This is a genomic window from Klebsiella sp. PK18, assembly GCF_057784655.1.
In genome coordinates this window covers 3,905,659-3,926,569 of sequence record NZ_CM173493.1, presented here as the reverse complement: position 1 = coordinate 3,926,569, position 20,911 = coordinate 3,905,659, and the positions used below count along the sequence as shown (strand labels likewise).

General features: G+C 56.3%; 15 protein-coding genes and 7 tRNA genes. 5 read left to right on the top strand and 17 right to left on the bottom strand.

The window, feature by feature from the left end:
- Window positions 1–194: 194 nt before the first annotated feature.
- From lnt to miaB, 5 genes are all read right to left on the bottom strand, one after another.
- Window positions 195–1,733, bottom strand: a complete 1,539-nt coding sequence (gene lnt / locus AC3EMD_RS19190) for an apolipoprotein N-acyltransferase (protein ID WP_022065697.1) — start codon at window positions 1,731–1,733, stop codon at window positions 195–197.
- Window positions 1,734–1,861: 128 nt separating this feature from the next.
- On the bottom strand, window positions 1,862–2,740 hold the full coding sequence (corC, locus tag AC3EMD_RS19185; RefSeq protein WP_004197606.1) for a CNNM family magnesium/cobalt transport protein CorC: 879 nt from the start codon (window positions 2,738–2,740) through the stop codon (window positions 1,862–1,864).
- Window positions 2,741–2,887: 147 nt separating this feature from the next.
- A complete protein-coding gene (gene ybeY / locus AC3EMD_RS19180) occupies window positions 2,888–3,361 on the bottom strand; it encodes an rRNA maturation RNase YbeY (protein ID WP_002894722.1) in 474 nt (157 codons plus the stop codon).
- Window positions 3,358–4,404 carry a PhoH family protein gene (locus tag AC3EMD_RS19175; protein WP_008805649.1) on the bottom strand — a complete coding sequence of 349 codons (1,047 nt, stop codon included), beginning with the start codon at window positions 4,402–4,404 and terminating at the stop codon, window positions 3,358–3,360. The genes ybeY and AC3EMD_RS19175 overlap by 4 nt, the downstream gene beginning before the upstream one ends.
- A 153-nt stretch (window positions 4,405–4,557) precedes the next feature.
- Window positions 4,558–5,982: a tRNA (N6-isopentenyl adenosine(37)-C2)-methylthiotransferase MiaB gene (miaB, locus tag AC3EMD_RS19170; protein ID WP_012542448.1), complete on the bottom strand. Its 1,425-nt coding sequence runs from the start codon at window positions 5,980–5,982 to the stop codon at window positions 4,558–4,560.
- Between the two features lie 179 nt (window positions 5,983–6,161).
- Between miaB and ubiF the strand changes: the two genes are divergently transcribed.
- The gene (gene ubiF, locus AC3EMD_RS19165) at window positions 6,162–7,337 is read left to right on the top strand and encodes a 3-demethoxyubiquinol 3-hydroxylase (RefSeq protein WP_302073642.1); all 1,176 of its coding nucleotides are present in this window, start codon (window positions 6,162–6,164) and stop codon (window positions 7,335–7,337) included.
- Between the two features lie 119 nt (window positions 7,338–7,456).
- Here the strand turns inward: ubiF and AC3EMD_RS19160 are convergent.
- The 12 genes from AC3EMD_RS19160 to nagB all read right to left on the bottom strand — a co-directional run bounded on the left by AC3EMD_RS19160 (window position 7,457) and on the right by nagB (window position 14,559).
- Window positions 7,457–7,531: transfer RNA gene (locus AC3EMD_RS19160), tRNA-Gln, on the bottom strand.
- A 75-nt stretch (window positions 7,532–7,606) separates the two neighbouring features.
- Window positions 7,607–7,681, bottom strand: a tRNA-Gln gene (locus AC3EMD_RS19155).
- Between the two features lie 46 nt (window positions 7,682–7,727).
- Window positions 7,728–7,804, bottom strand: a tRNA-Met gene (locus tag AC3EMD_RS19150).
- A gap of 23 nt (window positions 7,805–7,827) precedes the next feature.
- Window positions 7,828–7,902, bottom strand: a tRNA-Gln gene (locus AC3EMD_RS19145).
- Between the two features lie 36 nt (window positions 7,903–7,938).
- Window positions 7,939–8,013, bottom strand: a tRNA-Gln gene (locus tag AC3EMD_RS19140).
- A 23-nt stretch (window positions 8,014–8,036) separates the two neighbouring features.
- Window positions 8,037–8,121, bottom strand: a tRNA-Leu gene (locus AC3EMD_RS19135).
- Between the two features lie 8 nt (window positions 8,122–8,129).
- Window positions 8,130–8,206: transfer RNA gene (locus AC3EMD_RS19130), tRNA-Met, on the bottom strand.
- Window positions 8,207–8,443: 237 nt separating this feature from the next.
- Window positions 8,444–10,108 (bottom strand): asparagine synthase B, encoded by a 1,665-nt coding sequence (gene asnB, locus AC3EMD_RS19125; RefSeq protein ID WP_008805652.1) that lies wholly within the window; start codon window positions 10,106–10,108, stop codon window positions 8,444–8,446.
- A gap of 278 nt (window positions 10,109–10,386) precedes the next feature.
- Window positions 10,387–11,139: an HAD-IIA family hydrolase gene (locus AC3EMD_RS19120; RefSeq protein WP_008805653.1), complete on the bottom strand. Its 753-nt coding sequence runs from the start codon at window positions 11,137–11,139 to the stop codon at window positions 10,387–10,389.
- A 128-nt stretch (window positions 11,140–11,267) separates the two neighbouring features.
- Window positions 11,268–12,488, bottom strand: coding sequence for a DNA-binding transcriptional regulator NagC (gene nagC / locus AC3EMD_RS19115; RefSeq protein ID WP_008805654.1), 1,221 nt, complete (start codon window positions 12,486–12,488; stop codon window positions 11,268–11,270).
- A gap of 8 nt (window positions 12,489–12,496) precedes the next feature.
- Window positions 12,497–13,645, bottom strand: a complete 1,149-nt coding sequence (nagA, locus tag AC3EMD_RS19110; protein ID WP_012542447.1) for an N-acetylglucosamine-6-phosphate deacetylase — start codon at window positions 13,643–13,645, stop codon at window positions 12,497–12,499.
- A gap of 113 nt (window positions 13,646–13,758) precedes the next feature.
- Window positions 13,759–14,559, bottom strand: coding sequence for a glucosamine-6-phosphate deaminase (nagB, locus tag AC3EMD_RS19105; protein WP_012542446.1), 801 nt, complete (start codon window positions 14,557–14,559; stop codon window positions 13,759–13,761).
- A gap of 315 nt (window positions 14,560–14,874) precedes the next feature.
- On the opposite strand from nagB, the gene nagE reads away from it, so the two are divergent.
- The 4 genes from nagE (at window position 14,875) to AC3EMD_RS19085 (ending at window position 20,896) form a co-directional block, all read left to right on the top strand.
- The gene (gene nagE / locus AC3EMD_RS19100; RefSeq protein WP_004147599.1) at window positions 14,875–16,830 is read left to right on the top strand and encodes a PTS N-acetyl glucosamine transporter subunit IIABC; all 1,956 of its coding nucleotides are present in this window, start codon (window positions 14,875–14,877) and stop codon (window positions 16,828–16,830) included.
- A 178-nt stretch (window positions 16,831–17,008) separates the two neighbouring features.
- Complete coding sequence (gene glnS, locus AC3EMD_RS19095; protein WP_012542445.1) at window positions 17,009–18,676, top strand: glutamine--tRNA ligase; 1,668 nt, start codon at window positions 17,009–17,011, stop codon at window positions 18,674–18,676.
- Window positions 18,677–19,112: 436 nt separating this feature from the next.
- Window positions 19,113–20,516: a chitoporin ChiP gene (gene chiP, locus AC3EMD_RS19090; protein WP_008805658.1), complete on the top strand. Its 1,404-nt coding sequence runs from the start codon at window positions 19,113–19,115 to the stop codon at window positions 20,514–20,516.
- Window positions 20,517–20,563: 47 nt separating this feature from the next.
- Window positions 20,564–20,896, top strand: coding sequence for a ChiQ/YbfN family lipoprotein (locus tag AC3EMD_RS19085; protein ID WP_008805659.1), 333 nt, complete (start codon window positions 20,564–20,566; stop codon window positions 20,894–20,896).
- The last annotated feature ends 15 nt before the right edge of the window (window positions 20,897–20,911 follow it).

Below are 20,911 nucleotides of genomic sequence, written 5' to 3'. Positions count from 1 at the left end.
GAAGTGCTCCGCACCAATGGGAGGCAAAGATCTTCCATTGCACCAAAATAGCGCGACCGCCGAACGTTTATGGTGCAACCCGGTTGCACTGGGTCGGACGATGGCGCTACCAGGGAGAATAAAGCAATGACTGTGCCAGGATGGCTGGCGCGGGGAGAAAAAATGCCGGCGACGGGCGTCGCCGGCGGAGAAACTTATCGGCGACGCTGACGCAGGCTCATCAGTAGCGCAGCGAAGCCTAACAGCGCCGTCAGCGCCCATAGCGGCCAGTTGCCGGTGCGGGCGTAAGGGGTTAAGCCGCTGGTGGGCGTCACGGTGGTGGTCAACACCTCGCGGGTAAACTGCGGGATCATCTTCTGGATCTCGCCGCGCGGGCCGATCACCGCAGTAATGCCGTTGTTGGTGCTGCGCAGGAGTGGGCGGGCCAGCTCCAGGGCGCGCATCCGCGCCATCTGGAAGTGTTGCCACGGACCGATGGACTTACCGAACCAGGCGTCGTTGGAGATGGTCAGCAGGAAGTCGGTATCCGGCCGGAAGTTATCGCGTACCTGTTCCCCGAGGATGATCTCGTAGCAGATGGCGGCGGTCAGCTTCAGGTTATGCGCCATCAGCTGCGGCTGCACGTAGGGGCCGCGGCTGAAGGAGGACATCGGCAGGTCAAAGAACGGCGCCAGCGGACGCAGAATCGATTCCAGCGGCACAAACTCACCGAACGGCACCAGATGGTTCTTGTTGTAACGGTTGGTCGAGTCGTAGCGGTACGGGTTATCTTTACCGAGGGTAATGATGGTGTTGTAGGTATCGTAGCGGTTCTGCTTATTGAGACGCGCATCGACAATACCGGTGATCAGCGAACTGTCTTTGGCGCGCAGCAGATCGTCCATCATGCTGAGGAACTGCTGCTGGTTGATCTCCAGATCCGGGATCGCCGACTCGGGCCAGATAATCAGCTGCGAGTGGCCGATATGCGGCTGGGTCAGCGCCAGGTAGGTTTTCAGGGTGTTGACCAGCTGCTTCTCGTCCCACTTCATGGCCTGTGGGATATCGCCTTGCACCAGCGAGACCTGGGTCGCGCGCTCCGGCAGCAGCTGATACCACTGGATATAGCGCAGCGGGAACGGCAGGGCGAACAGCAGCGCGGCAATAGCCAGCGGCTTCCAGTTACGCTGGACGAGGGCCAGGGCCAGCAGGCCGCTAACCATCATCAGCAGGAAGTTGATCGCCTCGACGCCCATCACCGGTGCGAGACCTTTCAGCGGGCCGTCGATCTGGCTATAGCCGAACTGCAGCCATGGGAAGCCGGTCAGCACCCAGCCGCGCAGGAACTCGGTGATTTGCCAGACGACGGGGGCGGCGATAGCCACCCGCAGCCAGCTGGTTTTGGGCCACAGCCGGGAGAGCAGGCCGGCAAACAGGCCGGTATAGAGCGAGAGATAGGCCGCCAGCAGAACGACGAGAAAGACGTTAACCGGACCTGGCATACCGCCGAATTGCGCGATGCTGACATAGACCCAGTTGATACCGGTGCCAAACAGCCCGAATCCCCAGAAATAGCCGATCCCGGCGCTTTGCAGCGGGCGTCGGTTGAGGGTTAACGCCTGCAGACCGATCAGCGAAACGATAGCTGCCGGCCAGAAGTCATAAGGTGAAAAAGCCAGCGTTCCGCTGGCTCCGAATAGCAGCGCCAGCAGCAGACGTACGCGCTGGCGTTCAAGAAGAGAGGCAAATACCATTTAGGCTAATCGTCCCGTAAATTAACGCCTGTTGCCACAGGCTATGCTGTTTGCCAGCAGGGGGAGGGGACAGCCGGGGATCGCCCACGGTCTGTCTCCCGGCTGGCCGTGACCTTCAGCGCCGCGGCTTACTCTTCCAGCTTCGGCTGGGGAGCGTCATCGGGCAGCTTTACATGCACCTGAATGATACGACGGCTATCTGCCATTGCCACCTTGAATTGGTAACCATCAATGTCGATAGATTCGCCGCGGGCCGGCAGATGGCCGAAGGCCTGCATCACCAGCCCGCCAATGGTATCCACTTCTTCATCGCTGAAGTGCGTGTCGAAGGCGTCATTGAAGTCTTCGATGGAGGCCAGAGCGCGCACCGTCCAGGTGTGGCGGCTCAGCTGGCGGAAATCGATATCTTCTTCTTCGTCGTATTCGTCTTCAATTTCCCCGACGATGAGCTCAAGGATATCCTCGATGGTCACCAGGCCGGAGACGCCGCCGAATTCGTCAATAACGATCGCCATATGGTAGCGCTGTGAGCGAAACTCTTTCAGCATGCGGTCGACCCGCTTGCTTTCCGGGACGACAACCGCCGGCCGTAACACTTTTTCCATGCTGAAGGCTTCGGCGTCGCTGCGCATAAACGGCAGCAGATCCTTGGCCATCAGAATCCCTTCGATGTGATCTTTATCTTCACTGATGACCGGGAAACGCGAGTGGGCGGATTCGATAATGACATCCAGGCACTCGTCCAGCGTCTGGTTACGTTTCAGGGTTATCATTTGTGAACGGGGGATCATAATGTCGCGGACCCGCTGGTCGGCGATATCCATTACCCCTTCGAGCATGTCACGCGTATCTTCATCGATAAGATCGTTCTGCCCGGAATCACGGATCAGCGCCAGCAGTTCATCACGGTTTTTCGGTTCCCCGTGAAAAAGCTGGCTGAGTAACAGGGAGAAAAATCCCTTTTTGCTGTTTACTGTGTCACTACTGTGTGAATTGTCGTCGCTCATGGCGTCGTTTGGGTTCTCATGTTGATTTAACTGTCGCTCGTCGCGCGTAAACTCAGCGCCGGACGGCATGGGTTGCCTGACGTTCAGGCTGGCAAAATGCAGGAACAGCGGCCGGATGCGGCGCAAGCGCCGCCATCCGGCAGGGGGCTATTCAGCAATCTTCTCGGAAATGTACGGGTCCTCATAGCCCAGAGCAAGCATTATCTCTGTTTCAAGGCCTTCCATCTCTTCCGCTTCGTCGTCTTCGATATGATCGTAGCCCAGCAGATGCAGGCTGCCGTGCACCACCATATGCGCCCAGTGCGCCTCCAGCGGTTTACCTTGCTCGCTGGCTTCCTGCTCCACCACCTGACGGCAGATGATCAGATCGCCGAGCAGCGGCATTTCAATCCCCGGCGGCGCTTCAAACGGGAAGGAGAGGACGTTGGTCGGCTTATCCTTGCCGCGGTAGGTCAGGTTCAGCTCGTGGCTTTCTGCAACATCGACCAGACGAATCGTTAACTCTGACTCCTCCTGAAATGGCGGAATGACGGCATCGACCCAGCGCTGAAAAAGGGCTTCGTCCGGCAGGCCGCTGGTCTCTTCGCAGGCCAGCTGTAAATCGAGGATCACCTGACTCATTTTTGCTCCTGTTCCTGGGCTTCGCGTTTTCGCTCGGCGGCCAGTTCTGCTTTACGTTTCTGGTCTGCGGCTTCCCACGCCTCATAGGCGTTCACGATGCGGGCAACCACCGGATGGCGCACCACGTCTTCGCTATGGAAGAAGTTGAAGCTGATCTCATCGACTTCGGCCAGCACTTCGATGGCGTGGCGCAGACCGGATTTGGTGCTGCGCGGCAGGTCAATCTGCGTGATATCGCCGGTGATCACCGCCTTGGAGTTAAAGCCGATGCGGGTCAGGAACATCTTCATCTGTTCAATGGTGGTGTTCTGGCTTTCATCAAGAATGATAAAGGCGTCATTCAGCGTTCGTCCGCGCATATAGGCCAGCGGGGCCACTTCGATGACGTTACGCTCAATCAGCTTCTCTACTTTCTCAAAGCCGAGCATCTCAAACAGCGCGTCATACAGCGGGCGCAGATATGGGTCGACTTTCTGGCTCAGATCGCCGGGCAGGAAGCCGAGCTTTTCGCCAGCCTCGACGGCCGGACGGGTCAGCAGAATACGGCGGATCTCCTGACGCTCCAGCGCATCGACCGCCGCCGCCACCGCCAGATAGGTTTTACCCGTCCCCGCCGGACCCACGCCGAAAGTGATGTCATGATCGAGGATATTGGCGATGTACTGCGCCTGGTTCGGCGTACGCGGTTTGATCACCCCGCGCTTGGTCTTGATATTGACGGCTTTCCCGTACTCCGGCACGCTCTCGGCGCTCTGCTCCAGCACGCGCGCCTCTTTGATCGCCAGATGGATCTGCTCCGGCTCAATATCCTGAATCTGACCGCGCATCGGCGCCGTATCGACATACAGGCTGCGCAGAATATCGGCGGCGGCGTGTACGCAAATAGCGCGTCCGGTCAGTTTAAAGTGATTGTCACGGCGGTTGATCTCAATGCCTAACCGACGCTCCAGCTGTTTGATATTGTCGTCAAACGGGCCGCACAAGGCTAACAGGCGTGCGTTATCCGCTGGCTCCAGGGTAATTTCACGAGTGTCTATGTTCAAACTGTTCCTCTTTACGCAGGTGGCCGGACGCGGCGCGTGGCCGGCTAATCAGGAAATTATTTACGTCACAGGAAAATGGCGCAAGCATTGCTGTAGATATAGGGACGGAGAGAGGAATTACAAGGCCTGCCGGAACCGACAGGCCTGAAGGGATCACGGCTGATAGATACCCACGCCAAGATCGTTCTCTTTACGGGTGCGGGCAATCACTGATTCAGGTGATTCAGCGATACGCAGACCCATCTCCGCCTCGGTACGCACGATTTTGCCGCGCAGCGAGTTGGTGTAAACATCGACGATTTCAACATCGACGAATTTACCGACCATATCCGGCGTACCTTCGAAGTTGACCACGCGGTTGTTCTCGGTGCGCCCGGAAAGCTCCATCAGGCTCTTACGCGACGTGCCTTCCACCAGAATGCGCTGTACCGTGCCGAGCATGCGACGACTCCAGGCCATCGCCTGCTGGTTGATTCGCTCCTGCAGAATATACAGACGCTGTTTTTTATCCTCCTCCGGCACGTCATCGACCATATCGGCCGCCGGGGTGCCCGGACGAGCGGAGAAGATAAAGCTGTAGCTCATATCGAAATTGACGTCGGCGATAAGCTTCATCGTCTTTTCGAAATCGTCTGTGGTTTCGCCGGGGAAGCCGACAATAAAGTCAGAGCTTATCTGAATATCCGGGCGCGCCTCACGCAGCTTGCGAATAATCGCTTTGTACTCCAGTGCGGTATGGGTGCGTCCCATCAGATTCAGAACCCGGTCAGAACCGCTCTGCACCGGCAGGTGCAGGAAGCTCACCAGCTCCGGCGTATCGCGATAGACCTCGATGATATCGTCGGTAAATTCGATCGGGTGGCTGGTGGTGAAGCGAATACGGTCGATGCCGTCGATGGCGGCGACCAGACGCAGCAGATCGGCAAAGCTGCCGGTGGTGCCGTCGTAATTCTCACCGCGCCAGGCGTTAACGTTCTGGCCCAGCAGATTAACCTCACGCACGCCCTGCGCCGCCAGCTGGGCGATTTCAAACAGGATATCGTCGCACGGACGGCTGACCTCTTCTCCGCGGGTGTACGGCACCACGCAGTAGGTACAGTATTTGTTGCAGCCTTCCATAATCGAAACAAAGGCGGTCGGGCCGTCGGCGCGCGGCTCTGGCAGGCGATCGAACTTTTCAATTTCCGGGAAGCTGATATCCACCACCGGGCTGCGGTTGCCGCGCACGGCGTTAATCATCTCCGGCAGGCGGTGCAGGGTTTGCGGCCCGAAAATAATATCGACATAGTGTGCGCGCTGACGAATATGGTCGCCTTCCTGGGAGGCCACGCAGCCGCCAACGCCAATAATCAGGTCCGGGTTTTTCTCTTTCAGCAGCTTCCAGCGTCCGAGCTGATGGAAAACTTTTTCCTGGGCCTTCTCACGAATTGAGCAGGTATTGAGCAACAGCACATCTGCTTCTTCCGCCACTTCGGTCAGTTGATACCCATGTGTCGCATCCAGCAGATCGGCCATCTTTGATGAATCATACTCGTTCATCTGACAGCCCCAGGTTTTAATATGGAGTTTTTTTGTCATTGACTTGCTCATGCTCAGTAATAGATATCCAAAACGCGGGGATATATACAGGGTGAATTTCGCTTTCCAGGGCGCGTATTGTAATGCTTTGGTCGCCCCCTGACCAGTGCGAGCGTTATCACCGCAAGGGAACAAAAAATCCGGTAAACTTAACGGATTCTGCTTTAAGGATAATAGCCATGACAATTCACGCAACAGATGTCGCCATCGTGGGCGGCGGCATGGTCGGCGGCGCCCTGGCGTTGGGGCTGGCGCAACAGGGATTTACCGTGACGGTGCTTGAGAAAACGGCGCCTCCGGCTTTCGATCCGGCATCCGCCCCGGATGTGCGGATCTCGGCTATCAGCGCAGCTTCGGTCGGCCTGCTGAAGAGCCTCGGCGTCTGGGATGCCGTACGGGCGATGCGCGTCCACGCTTATCGTCGTCTGGAGACCTGGGAGTGGGAGAGCGCGCACGTCGCCTTTGACGCCGCAGAGCTCAAACTGCCGGAGCTGGGCTACATGGTCGAGAACAAGGTCCTGCAATGGGGCCTCTGGCAAGCGCTGGCGGCGCATGAAGAGGTCACCCTGCGCGTTGGTAGCGAACTGGAGGCGATGCAGCGCGGCGAGGCGCATACCGCGCTGCATTTACGCGAAGGAGAGGCGATCCACGCCCGGCTGGTGATCGGCGCCGACGGCGCCAATTCCCAGGTGCGGGAGATGGCCGGCATCGGCGTACACGCCTGGCAATATCAGCAGTCCTGTATGCTGATCAGCGTCGAATGCGTCGACGATCCCGGCGACAGCACCTGGCAGCAGTTTACCCCCAGCGGGCCGCGCGCCTTCCTGCCGCTGTTCGACCACTGGGCCTCGCTGGTCTGGTACGACACGCCGGCGCGGATCCGTCAGCTGCAGGGCATGACCATGGCGCAACTCCAGCAGGAGATCGCCAGTCACTTTCCGGCGCGGCTGGGTCGTGTTACGCCGCAGGCGGCCGGCGCTTTTCCGCTCACCCGGCGTCATGCGCTGCAGTATGTCCAGCCCGGCCTGGCGCTGGTGGGCGATGCGGCGCATACCATTCATCCGCTGGCGGGGCAGGGGGTTAACCTTGGCTACCGCGATGTGGATGCCCTGCTGGAGATCCTGGCGCAAGCGCGCGGTCGCGGCGAAGACTGGGCCAGCCTGCCGGTGCTGAAGCGCTACCAGGCGCGGCGGCGAGCGGATAATTTTATCATGCAGTCGGGGATGGATCTGTTTTATGCCGGTTTCAGCAATGACTTGGCGCCGGTGCGGATGCTGCGTAATATTGGCCTGATGGCGGCTGAACGCGCCGGGGTGTTGAAGCGTCAGGCGCTGAAGTATGCCTTAGGCTTGTAAAACCGGCTTCCCGGGCAGGGGCGTAGTGGAGAGCGCCTGCCCGGCAGTCAGTACTGCGTAAGCGTGTCAGGACGCCAATAGCAAAAAAGCTCACCGAAGTGAGCTTTTTTGCATTTAAGTGGCTGGGGTACGAGGATTCGAACCTCGGAATGCCGGAATCAGAATCCGGTGCCTTACCGCTTGGCGATACCCCAATTGTCTGTTGCGCTTTACCGTAACTACCCCGGTTGAGGGCAACAGTGCGTTCACTGCTGAACGACTTTTTAATTTGGCTGGGGTACGAGGATTCGAACCTCGGAATGCCGGAATCAGAATCCGGTGCCTTACCGCTTGGCGATACCCCAACAAATTGTTTCGGAATTATCGATGCGTATCGATACGTCCTGAATATGGTGGCTACGACGGGATTCGAACCTGTGACCCCATCATTATGAGTGATGTGCTCTAACCAGCTGAGCTACGTAGCCAAATTGTCTTACTGTTTCTTCGATGGCTGGGGTACCTGGATTCGAACCAGGGAATGCCGGTATCAAAAACCGGTGCCTTACCGCTTGGCGATACCCCAATACCGTCGCGGTGAACCGCAAATATCGAAGAAATATGGCTGGGGTACCTGGATTCGAACCAGGGAATGCCGGTATCAAAAACCGGTGCCTTACCGCTTGGCGATACCCCATCCGTACAACGCTAACTGGTGAATGGTGCGGGAGGCGAGACTTGAACTCGCACACCTTGCGGCGCCAGAACCTAAATCTGGTGCGTCTACCAATTTCGCCACTCCCGCAAAAAAGATGGTGGCTACGACGGGATTCGAACCTGTGACCCCATCATTATGAGTGATGTGCTCTAACCAGCTGAGCTACGTAGCCATCTTTTTTTCGCGTAACCTTATCGGCGTTGCGGGGCGCATTATGCGTATTGGGCCTGCGAGCGTCAACCTCTTTTTCAAGGAAAATCGTTGTAATGTGACTGTTTGGTTAGGTTGCGAACAGCTCGCTGCAATATTCGGCAATTATTGGTTATTTATCGTTTTTCAGCGGCATAAATCCTGCAAAAAGAAAACGGACCCCGGAGGGTCCGTTTCGCGTTTCACCGCCCGTCAGGGCTTATTTGTAGGCAGACTGGTGGACGCCCACCGCACGGCCTGATGGATCGTTCATGGTCTTGAACGCTTCATCCCACTCAATGGCTTTCGCTGAAGAGCAGGCCACCGACGGACCGCCAGGGACACACTCCGCCGCGCTCGGCAGCGGGAACAGCTCTTCGAAGATCTCGCGGTACAGATAGCCTTCTTTGGAGGTCGGCGTGTTGTACGGGAAACGGAAGCTCGCCGTTTCCAGCTGCTGATCGCTGATCTGCTTCGCGGCCACTTCTTTCAGCGTATCGATCCAGCTGTAGCCGACGCCGTCAGAGAACTGCTCTTTCTGCCGCCAGGCAACGCTGGCCGGCAGGTAGGATTCAAAGCATTCACGCAGCACGTGTTTTTCCATTTTGCCGTTGCCGCACATCTTATCCTGCGGGTTGATGCGCATCGCCACGTCGAGGAACTTCTTGTCGAGGAACGGCACGCGGGCTTCCACGCCCCAGGCGGACATCGCTTTGTTGGCGCGGGCGCAGTCAAACATATGCAGCGCCTGCAGCTTGCGCACCGTCTCTTCGTGCAGTTCTTTGGCGTTCGGCGCCTTATGGAAATAGAGGTAGCCGCCGAACACTTCGTCCGAACCTTCGCCGGAAAGCACCATTTTGATGCCCATGGCTTTAATTTTACGCGACATCAGGTACATCGGCGTCGAGGCGCGAATGGTGGTCACGTCATACGTTTCGATGTGATAGATAACGTCGCGGATCGCATCCAGCCCTTCCTGGACCGTAAAGTGAATTTCGTGGTGTACGGTGCCGAGGTGGTTGGCCACTTCCTGCGCCGCTTTCAGGTCAGGAGAGCCTTCCAGACCGACCGCGAAAGAGTGCAACTGCGGCCACCAGGCTTCGCTACGCTCCTGATCTTCGACGCGACGGGCGGCGAATTTCTTGGTGATAGCCGAGATGACCGATGAATCAAGACCGCCGGAGAGCAGCACGCCGTAAGGCACGTCGGACATCAGGTGGCTTTTCACCGACTCTTCCAGCGCCTGGCGCAGCTCGTTCTTATCGGTAACGTTGTCTTTCACCGCGTCGTAATCGAACCAGTCACGCTGATAGTACTGGCGAATTTCGCCGTCTTTGCTCCACAGGTAGCTGCCCGCCGGGAACTCTTTAATGGTGCGGCATACCGGCACCAGCGCTTTCATTTCGGAGGCGACATAGAAGTTGCCGTGTTCGTCATGGCCCATATACAGCGGAATAATACCGATATGGTCGCGACCAATTAAGTACGCGTCTTTCTCGCTGTCGTACAGGGCGAAGGCGAACATCCCCTGCAGGTCGTCGAGGAACTCAGGGCCTTTTTCCTGATACAGCGCGAGGATCACTTCGCAGTCAGAGCCGGTCTGGAACTGATAGCGATCGCCATACTCCGCGCGCAGCGCCTGATGGTTGTAGATCTCGCCGTTAACGGCCAGCGCATGGGTTTTTTCGGCGTTGTACAGCGGCTGGGCACCGGCGTTGACGTCGACAATAGACAGGCGCTCGTGCGCCAGAATCGCTTTGTCGCTGGCATACACGCCAGACCAGTCCGGACCGCGATGGCGCATCAGGCGGGAAAGCTCCAGCGCCTTTTTACGCAGTTCGCCTGCGTCAGTTTTAATATCCAGTACGCCAAAAATAGAACACATAGCCTTCTCCATTACCCTGTCGTGTTTGATGTTGTGCTGGCTTCGTCTCGTGGCGAAGCCTGAGTGCGTGCTTAAGAAAATGCCGTAAAGGGGGCGCTGGCGCAAGGGTTTTGCGGCCTGAAAAAGAAAAAACGCAACTGTGATTATTGAACAGTAAAAAAAGAGTATCTTTTGAGCGACTTTATTGAGGAATACGCATTTATAGGCCGTTTTTATTAGATGGATGACTTTTGGCAGGCGCTATAAATGAAAAACCACGTCCTGCGACGTGGTTGGCATCAGAAAATATCGATTTCCGCGACGGAAGGGTAAATCCACGACGGGCGAAACGGCATGCTGTCGATGTCATCGAGGGTGGAGACGCCGGAGAGCACCAGAATAGTCTCCAGCCCCGCCTGGAAGCCGGCCAGAATGTCAGTGCGCAGGTTATCGCCGACGATCACTGTCTGCTCGGAGTGAGCCTGCATTTTGTTCAGCGCTGAACGGATGATCCACGGGCTGGGTTTACCGACGTAAAACGGCTTACGGCCGGAGATCTTCTCGATCCCGGCGCACAGCGCGCCACAGGCCGGATAGTAGCCGCGACCGTGCGTATCCGGGTTGGTGGCAATGAAGCGGGCGCCGTTGGCAACGAAGAAGGCGGCCTTATGCATCATCTCCCAGTTGAATGAACGGGTTTCCCCGACGATGACAAAATCCGGGTTCACATCGGTGATGGTAAAGCCGGCTTTGTACAGTTCGTGGATCAGCGCCCCTTCACCCACCACATAGGCTTTCTTGCCTTCCTGGCGGCGCAGGAAATCGGCGGTGGCCATCGCCGAGGTGTAAAACGCGGTATCCGGCACGTCGATGCCGGCGGTGGCGAAACGGTTGGCCAAATCCTGGCCGGTTTGCGACGGGTAGTTGGTCAGCATTACCAGCGGCATGCCTTTATCGAGGATGCGTTTGATAAACTCGGCAGCGCCAGGAACGGCGACGTTATCGTGCATCAGCACGCCGTCAATATCACAAATTATGTTTTGAATGGTCATGGTGGGTCCAGAATCATTAACAAAGACGAAACTATACTCGTCATCGATGAGGTTTCACATCGCTGGTGGACCATACCCACCAGCGACAGGGTGATGCGGATCGTTTCGCGCTATCAATAAAGAGGCGATTAGCTCTCAAGCAAGCGCTGCAGCAGCGTGCCATTGAGCATAGCGCGTTTGACCAGCGCGAAGGCGCCAATCGCTGAGCGATGGTCGAGGGTAGAACGCACCACCGGCAGGTTCTTGCGAAACGCTTTCAGCGCCTGGGCGTTAATGCAGCCTTCGATGGCCGGAAGAAGGACCTTTTCAGCTTCCACTATTTCGCCGGCGACAACGATTTTTTGTGGGTTGAACAGGTTAATCGCGATGGCGATCGTTTTCCCGAGGTGACGCCCCACGTACTCAATCACCTCGCAGGCCAGGGCATCGCCCTTGTTGGCCGCTTTGCAGATAGTTTTGATCGTGCAGTCATCCGGCGTCAGACGGCTCTGGTAGCCCTGCTCAAGCAGGTGGCGAACCCGCTGTTCGATGGCGGCATTGGCCGCGACGGTCTCCAGACAGCCGAAGTTGCCGCAGTGGCAGCGCTCGCCCAGCGGATCGACCTGAATGTGGCCAATTTCGCCGACGTTGCCGTTCCGGCCAATAAAAATGCGCCCGTTAGAGATGATGCCCGCGCCGGTACCGCGGTGCACGCGCACCAGGATGGAGTCTTCGCAGTCCTGACTTGCACCGAAATAGTGCTCGGCCAGCGCCAGGCTGCGGATGTCGTGCCCGACATAGCAGGTGACGTTGAAGCGTTTTTCCAGCGCTCCGACCAGGCCCCAGTTTTCCACCGCAATATGCGGCATATAGCGGATCACGCCGCTTTCCGGGTCGACGAGGCCTGGCAGGATCACCGAGATGGCGATCAGCTCGCGAATTTTGCGCTGACAGTTTTCGATAAAGGTGGCGATGATATTCAGCAGGGCGTGTTCCAGCGTTTCCTGGGTGCGCTCGGGCAGGGGAAAATGTTCCTCTTCCAGGGTCTTGCTGCTTAAATCATACAGGGTCAGAGTGGCGTCATAGCGGCCAAGCCGCACGCCGATGGCGTTGAAGTTGCGGGTTTCAGCGATGATAGAGATAGCGCGGCGGCCTCCGGTGGAGGCCTGCTGATCGACTTCTTTGATCAGGCCGCGCTCAATAAGCTGACGCGTGATTTTGGTCACGCTGGCAGGGGCAAGCTGGCTTTGTTCGGCTATCTGAATGCGCGAGATAGGCCCATGCTGGTCAATCAGGCGGTACACGGCCGCGCTGTTCAGTTGTTTTACGAGGTCAACGTTACCAATTTGAGCTTGTCCGCCTGCTGTCATACTTTTACTTACTCAGTGACGACCTCGTTACCATTAACGATGGTCTTGGTGATTTTATAATCGCGTGTAAAGGCGGTCAGGTTAGCGACCATGCCCGGCGCAATGCTGCCGAGCTGCTTGTCCACACCGATAGCGCGCGCGGGATAGAGCGTCGCCATCCGCAATACTTCGTCCAGTGCCACGCCGCAATGCTCCACCAGATTACGCACCCCTTCAATCATGGTCAGGGAGGAGCCGCTGAGCGTGCCGTTTTCATCTACGCACAGTCCATTGCGGTAGTATATTGTTTTCCCGGCAAAAATGAACTGGTCAATATTCGCCCCCGCCGGCGCGGTGGCGTCGGTGACCAGGCACAGTTTGTCGCCTTTCAGGCGCTTGGCGTTACGTACGTTGGCATAATCGACATGCATCCCGTCGACAATAATACCGCAGTAGACGTCCGGCTCGTCAAAAATCGCCCCGGCCAGACCCGGTTCGCGTCCGGTAATATACGGCATCGCGTTATACAGGTGAGTGGCGAAGGTAATGCCGGCGCGGAAGCCGACTTTCGCCTCTTTCAGCGTGGCGTTGGAGTGGCCGGCGGAGACGACGATCCCGGCGGCAACCAGCTTGCGGATCACTTCCGGCTCAACGCGCTCAGGGGCGAGGGTCACCTTGGTGATCACATCGGCGTTATCGCAGAGGAAATCGACCAGCGCGGCGTCCGGTTTACGCACGTAGTCCGGGTTGTGGGTGCCTTTCTTGACGATATTCAGCCACGGCCCTTCAAGATGCAGACCCAGCGCCTGATTCGGGTGTTTTTGCAGGTATTCGCGCATGACGCGGATACCTTGCTTCATCAGATCGTCACTGGAGGTAATCAGCGTCGGCAGGAAGCTGGTGCAGCCTGAACGTTCGTTCGCCTTCTGCATGATCTCCAGCGTTTCAACGGTGACCGCCTCTGGGCTGTCGTTAAACTGCACGCCGCCGCAGCCATTGAGCTGAACGTCGATAAAACCGGGGGCAATTATTGCGCCGTTGACCGAGCGCTGCTCCATGTCAGACGGCAAATCCGCCAGCGGACAGAGACGTTCGATTAGGCCATCGGCGATAACAACCGCATGGTCATCGAGAATTTCATGACCGGTATAAACCCGGCCCTGGGTTAATGCATACATTACGACCCCCGGTATATACGCCCCATCAGGTCAGCGATCGTTCGTTTGCCGCCGGCATGATGATGCATACAAAGAAAAAGAGGGTCCCGCGCAAGTGGCGGGACACGACTACATTACAGACCTTTAATATTTTCAGCTTCTAATTCGTTGAAATATTTCAGGGTTTTCACTTTCAGCTCCATGGTGGACGGCTCGTCGCAGACAATCACCGCCTTCGGATGCAGCTGCAGGCAGGTAATGGTCCACATATGGTTGACGTTACCTTCTACCGCCGCCTGCAGCGCCAGCGCTTTCTGATGACCCAGCACCAGAATCATCACTTCTTCTGCATCCAGCAGGGTGCCTACGCCCACGGTCAACGCGTATTTCGGCACCAGATCCACATCACCATCGAAGAAGCGGGAGTTCGCCACACGGGTGTCATGGGTCAGGGTCTTAATACGGGTGCGGGACGCCAGAGAAGAGGCCGGTTCGTTGAACGCGATGTGACCATCGTTGCCTACACCGCCCATGAACAGGTGGATTTTACCGTAGGAACGAATTTTTTCTTCATAGCGACGGCATTCCGCATCGATGTCCGGCGCGTTACCATTCAGCAGGTTGATATTTTCTGCCGGAATATCAACGTGGTCAAAGAAATTACGGTGCATGAAGCTATGATAGCTTTCCGGATGCTCTTTTGGCAGGCCGACATATTCATCCATATTAAAGGTGACGACGTGTTTGAAGCTAACCTGGCCTGCTTTATGCATTTCAACCAGCGCTTTGTAGGCGGTCAGCGGAGTGCCACCGGTAGGCAGACCCAGCACGAACGGGCGGTCCGCGGTCGGTTTGAATGCATTAATACGGTTAACGATGTGGCGGGCAGCCCATTTACCGACCTGCTCAGCGGTTACCAGGGGGATCAGTCTCATTCTTCACCTCTATAGTTAAAGTAGATTCTGGCGGATTGGCGCCAGCACTCTGAGGAGAGTATTGCAGCAACTGCGCCGACCGGGGTCAATCCGTGTTGATTTTTTGAATGATAAAATAAGTTTTCGATGTTAGCCAGTGAAAGGGAGGGGGGAATACGATATTTGGTGATAATTATCACAAAAAATACCCGTTTAATTTGCGATACGAATTAATTTTTCACACACTTTGCCGGTAAGTGATAAAACCGACCTTGTTACACAATAAAAAAGTGGCTTTGAAAATGAGCCTCATCGGGGTCTCATAGGGGGAATAAGATGAATATTTTAGGTTTCTTTCAGCGACTGGGTAGGGCGTTGCAGCTCCCTATCGCAGTGCTGCCGGTCGCGGCATTGCTGCTGCGTTTCGGGCAACCAGACCTGTTGAATGTACCCTTCATCGCGCAAGCGGGTGGGGCGATCTTCGATAATCTGGCGCTGATCTTCGCAATTGGTGTGGCATCAAGCTGGTCCAAGGATAACGCGGGTTCTGCGGCGCTGGCCGGCGCAGTAGGGTATTTCGTGATGACCAAAGCGATGGTCACCATCAACCCGGAAATTAACATGGGCGTGCTGGCCGGTATCATTACCGGTCTGGTGGCAGGGGCGGTGTACAACCGCTGGGCCGGCATCAAGCTGCCGGACTTCCTGAGTTTCTTCGGCGGCAAACGCTTCGTGCCGATCGCCACCGGCTTCTTCTGTCTGATCCTCGCCGCGATCTTCGGCTACGTCTGGCCGCCGGTGCAACACGCTATCCACTCTGGTGGCGAATGGATCGTCTCCGCAGGGGCGCTCGGTTCCGGTATCTTTGGTTTCATCAACCGTCTGCTGATCCCAACCGGTCTGCATCAGGTGCTGAACACCATCGCCTGGTTCCAGATTGGTGAGTTCACTAACGCCGCTGGCGCTGTGTTCCACGGCGACATCAACCGCTTCTACGCCGGCGACGGCACCGCGGGGATGTTCATGTCCGGCTTCTTCCCGATCATGATGTTTGGTCTGCCGGGTGCGGCGCTGGCGATGTATCTGGCGGCGCCGAAAGCGCGTCGTCCGATGGTCGGCGGTATGCTGCTGTCCGTAGCCATCACCGCGTTCCTGACCGGGGTAACCGAGCCGCTGGAATTCCTGTTCATGTTCCTGGCTCCGCTGCTGTACCTCCTGCATGCGGTGCTGACCGGTATCAGCCTGTTCATCGCAACGGCGCTGGGTATCCATGCGGGCTTCTCCTTCTCCGCAGGTGCAATTGACTATGTGCTGATGTACAGCCTGCCAGCGGCCAGCAAAAACGTCTGGATGCTGCTGGTGATGGGCGTGGTGTTCTTCTTCGTCTACTTCCTGCTGTTCAGCGCGGTGATCCGCATGTTCAACCTGAAAACGCCGGGTCGTGAAGACAAAGCCGCTGACGTGGTAACGGAAGAAGCCAACAGCAATACTGAAGAGGGCCTGACCCAGCTGGCGACCAGCTATATCGCCGCGGTGGGCGGAACGGACAACCTGAAAGCCATTGACGCCTGTATCACCCGTCTGCGTCTGACTGTGGGCGATTCGGCGAAAGTGAACGACGCGGCCTGTAAACGTCTCGGCGCGTCCGGGGTGGTGAAACTGAATAAGCAAACCATCCAGGTTATCGTCGGTGCAAAAGCAGAATCTATCGGCGATGAGATGAAAAAAGTGGTTACCCGCGGCCCGGTAGCGGCAGCAGCAGCCGCACCGGCTGGCAATGTCGCCACCGCAGCGCCAGCGGCTAAACCGCAGGCGGTAGCGAATGCGAAGACCGTTGAGTCGCTGGTTTCGCCGATTACCGGTGACGTGGTGGCGCTCGAACAGGTGCCGGACGAAGCCTTCGCCAGCAAAGCCGTCGGCGACGGTATCGCGGTGAAACCGACCAGCAACATCGTTGTCGCGCCAGCGGCGGGTACTGTGGTGAAAATTTTCAACACTAACCACGCGTTCTGCCTCGAAACCAACAACGGCGCGGAAATCGTCGTCCACATGGGTATCGACACCGTGGCGCTGGAAGGCAAGGGCTTCAAACGTTTGGTTGAAGAGGGCACGGACGTGAAGGCCGGTGAGCCGATCCTGGAAATGGATCTGGACTTCCTCAACGCCAACGCGCGCTCAATGATCAGTCCGGTCGTCTGCAGCAACAGCGATGACTACAGCGCGCTGGTGATACTGGCGAGCGGTAAGGTCGTTGCCGGCCAGACGCCGCTGTATGAGATTAAAGGCAAGTAAGGCTCCTGAGTCGAGTTTATGCCTCAGCGGCGAAGGGAAACCTTCGCCGCTTTTTTTTCCAGCAATCGGCCCCATAATCCTCTTCTGATACCTATTTTACGTAACTAATAGTTGTCACTACGTCCTGCTTGTAAGATCATGTGCCGTTATACGTTGTTTACGCTTTGAGGAACCCGTGATGAGTGAGGCAGAAGCCCGCCCGACTAACTTTATCCGTCAGATCATTGATGAAGATCTGGCTACCGGTAAACATACCACCGTTCACACTCGCTTCCCGCCGGAGCCGAACGGTTATCTGCACATTGGCCATGCGAAATCCATCTGCCTGAACTTCGGCATCGCGCAGGATTATCAGGGTCAATGCAACCTGCGTTTCGATGACACCAACCCGGTGAAAGAAGATATCGAATACGTGGAGTCGATTAAAAACGACGTGCAGTGGTTAGGTTTCCACTGGTCCGGGGACGTTTGCTACTCGTCTGATTACTTTGATCAGCTGCATCAGTATGCGGTTGAGCTGATCAACAAAGGTCTGGCCTATGTTGATGAACTCTCTCCTGATGAAATTCGCGAATACCGCGGCACCCTGAAAGCGCCGGGTAAAAACAGCCCGTATCGCGACCGCAGCGTGGAAGAAAACCTGGCGCTGTTTGAAAAAATGCGCAGCGGCGGCTTCGAAGAGGGTAAAGCCTGCCTGCGCGCGAAGATCGATATGGCATCGCCGTTCATCGTGATGCGCGATCCGGTGCTGTACCGCATTAAGTTCGCTGAGCATCATCAGACCGGCAACAAGTGGTGCATCTACCCGATGTATGACTTCACCCACTGCATCAGCGATGCGCTGGAAGGCATCACCCACTCGCTGTGTACCCTGGAGTTCCAGGACAACCGCCGCCTGTACGACTGGGTGCTCGACAACATCAGCATTCCGGTTCACCCGCGTCAGTATGAATTCTCGCGCCTGAATCTCGAATACACCGTGATGTCCAAGCGTAAGCTGAACCAGCTGGTGACCGAGAAGCACGTGGAAGGCTGGGATGACCCGCGTATGCCGACCATCTCTGGTCTGCGTCGCCGTGGCTACACCGCTGAATCCATCCGCGAGTTCTGCAAGCGCATCGGCGTGACCAAGCAGGACAACACCATCGAGATGGCATCGCTGGAGTCCTGCATTCGTGAAGATCTCAACGAAAACGCCCCGCGCGCGATGGCGGTGATCGATCCGGTGAAACTGGTTATCGAGAACTATCCGCAGGGCGAAAGCGAAATGGTGGCGATGCCGAACCATCCGAACAAGCCGGAAATGGGCAGTCGTGAAGTGCCGTTCAGCGCCGAAATCTGGATCGATCGCGCTGACTTCCGTGAAGAAGCCAACAAACAGTACAAGCGTCTGGTGCTGGGTAAAGAAGTGCGTCTGCGCAATGCCTACGTGATCAAAGCAGAACGCGTGGAGAAAGATGCCGAAGGCAATATCACCACTATTTTCTGCACCTACGATGCCGATACCCTGAGTAAAGATCCGGCCGACGGTCGCAAGGTCAAAGGCGTGATCCACTGGGTGAGTGCGGCGCATGCGCTGCCGGTGGAGATCCGTCTCTACGATCGCCTGTTCAGCGTACCAAACCCGGGGGCGGAGGAAGATTTCCTCGCGGTAATCAACCCGGATTCGCTGGTGATTAAGCAGGGATATGCGGAGCCGAGCCTGGCGCAGGCCGAAGCAGGCAAAGCTTACCAGTTTGAGCGTGAAGGTTACTTCTGCCTCGACAGTCGCTATGCAAACGCCTCCAGTCTGGTGTTCAACCGCACTGTCGGGCTGCGTGATACCTGGGCGAAAGTCGGCGAATAAATTTCCCTCCCGTAAAAGCGTCGCACCTTGCGGCGCTTTTTTTTGTTTCAGAATCAGCCAATTAAACTTTTCATTTTCGCGATGCGAATTAATCCTGTTACTGCGCGGTAATAAATAGCGCTTCTGATGTTTCCTGTTATATACAAAAAACCAATGTAATCGCTTTCAGTTCTTCTATTTTTCCCTGATTTTGCAATGACTTCCATGACAAAATTATCAGGGATAAGGCTGTAACAAAAAGACATAAATTATGTGCGCTTTGTCATAATCTTAAGCTTTGCCTCACGAAAAACATTGATAATTCGCGTCACGAAAAATAGTCTATCTACAGTGGTTTCGCGGCCTTTTTCACCGCCCCACATTTTGCAGTTTTATTTATTTTTTTAGCGAATGACCGTTGGTCTTCGCCTTTTAAAACGTCAAAGAGGATATGCACATGCGTACGTTTAGTGGCAAACGTAGTACGCTGGCGCTGGCTATTGCCGCCGTCACCGCGATGTCGGGCTGGGTTGTGGTTCCGCAGGCCAGCGCAGCAGGCTTTATCGATGATTCAACCTTAACCGGCGGTATCTATTACTGGCAGCGTGAGCGTGACCGTAAAGATGTCACCGACGGCGACAAATATAAAACCAACCTTTCCCACTCCACCTGGAACGCTAACCTGGACTTCCAGTCCGGCTATGCTGCCGATATGTTTGGCCTTGATATTGCTGCATTTACCGCGATTGAAATGGCCGAGAACGGCGATAGCGGCCACCCGAACGAAATTGCCTTCTCATCGCGCAACAAAGCCTATGACGAAGACTACTCCGGCGATAAGAGCGGTATCAGCCTGTATAAAGCCGCCGCGAAATTCAAATACGGTCCGGCGTGGGCACGTGCGGGCTATATCCAGCCAACCGGCCAGACTCTGCTGGCCCCGCACTGGAGCTTTATGCCAGGTACCTATCAGGGGGCGGAGGCCGGGGCTAACTTCGACTATGGCACGGCGGGCGCGTTAAGTTTTTCCTATATGTGGACGAACGAGTATAAAGCGCCATGGCATATCGAGATGGACGATTTCTATCAGAACGACAAGAAAACCAAAGTTGATTATCTCCACTCCGTCGGCGCCAAATATGATTTCAAAAACGACCTGGTGCTGGAGGCGGCATTTGGTCAGGCTCAGGGCTATATCGATCAGTACTTTGCTAAAGCCAGCTACAAGTTTGACGTCGCCGGCGCGCCGCTGAGCACCAGCTACCAGTTCTACGGCACCCGCGATAAGGTCAGCAACGGCGGGGTCAATGACATCTATGACGGCACCGCATGGCTGCAGGCGTTAACCTTCGGCTATAAAGTGGCGGATGTGCTGGACCTGCGTCTGGAAGGCACCTGGGTGAAGGCCGATGGCCAGCAGGGCTACTTCCTGCAGCGTATGACGCCGACCTATGCCTCTTCCAACGGTCGGCTCGATATCTGGTGGGATAACCGCTCCGACTTTAACGCCAACGGCGAAAAAGCGGTCTTCTTCGGCGCGATGTATGACATGAAAAACTGGGATATGCCTGGCTGGGCGTTTGGCGCGTCTTATGTCTACGCCTGGGATGCGAAGCCGGGAAGAATGTCCTCTCCGGATGCGTACTATGACCCTGACTATCGCCTGAAAGAATCGGCTTACAGCCTGGATGCGTTGTATACCGTGCAGGAAGGTCGGGCGAAGGGCACCCTGTTCAAACTGCACTTTACCCAGTACGACAACCATTCCGATATTCCGAGCTGGAGCGGCGGCTACGGCAACATCTTCCAGGATGAGCGCGACGTGAAGTTCATGGTTATCGCCCCGTTCACTATTTTCTGATGCCTGCGCGGCGGGCGTGAGCCTGCCGCACCTCTGGGAGAACGACAATGAAAAAAATGCTGCTTATTGCCATGATGGCCTCGGGTCTGGTGGCCTGCGCCACGTCGCCGGCACCGAAAGAAGACACCAAACTGAAAGATGCCTATAGCGCCTGTATTAATACGGCGGAGGGGAATCCGGACAAGATTGAAGCCTGTCAGAGCGTACTGAATGTACTGAAAGAGGATAAACAGCACCAGCAATTTGCCAATCAGGAGAGCGTTCGCGTCCTGGATTACCAACAGTGTATTCAGGCCACCCGCACCGGCAACGATCAGGCGGTGAAAGCGCGCTGCGACCAGATCTGGAAGGAGATCCGCAGCAATAATACGACCCATTAAATCAGACGTTAGCGG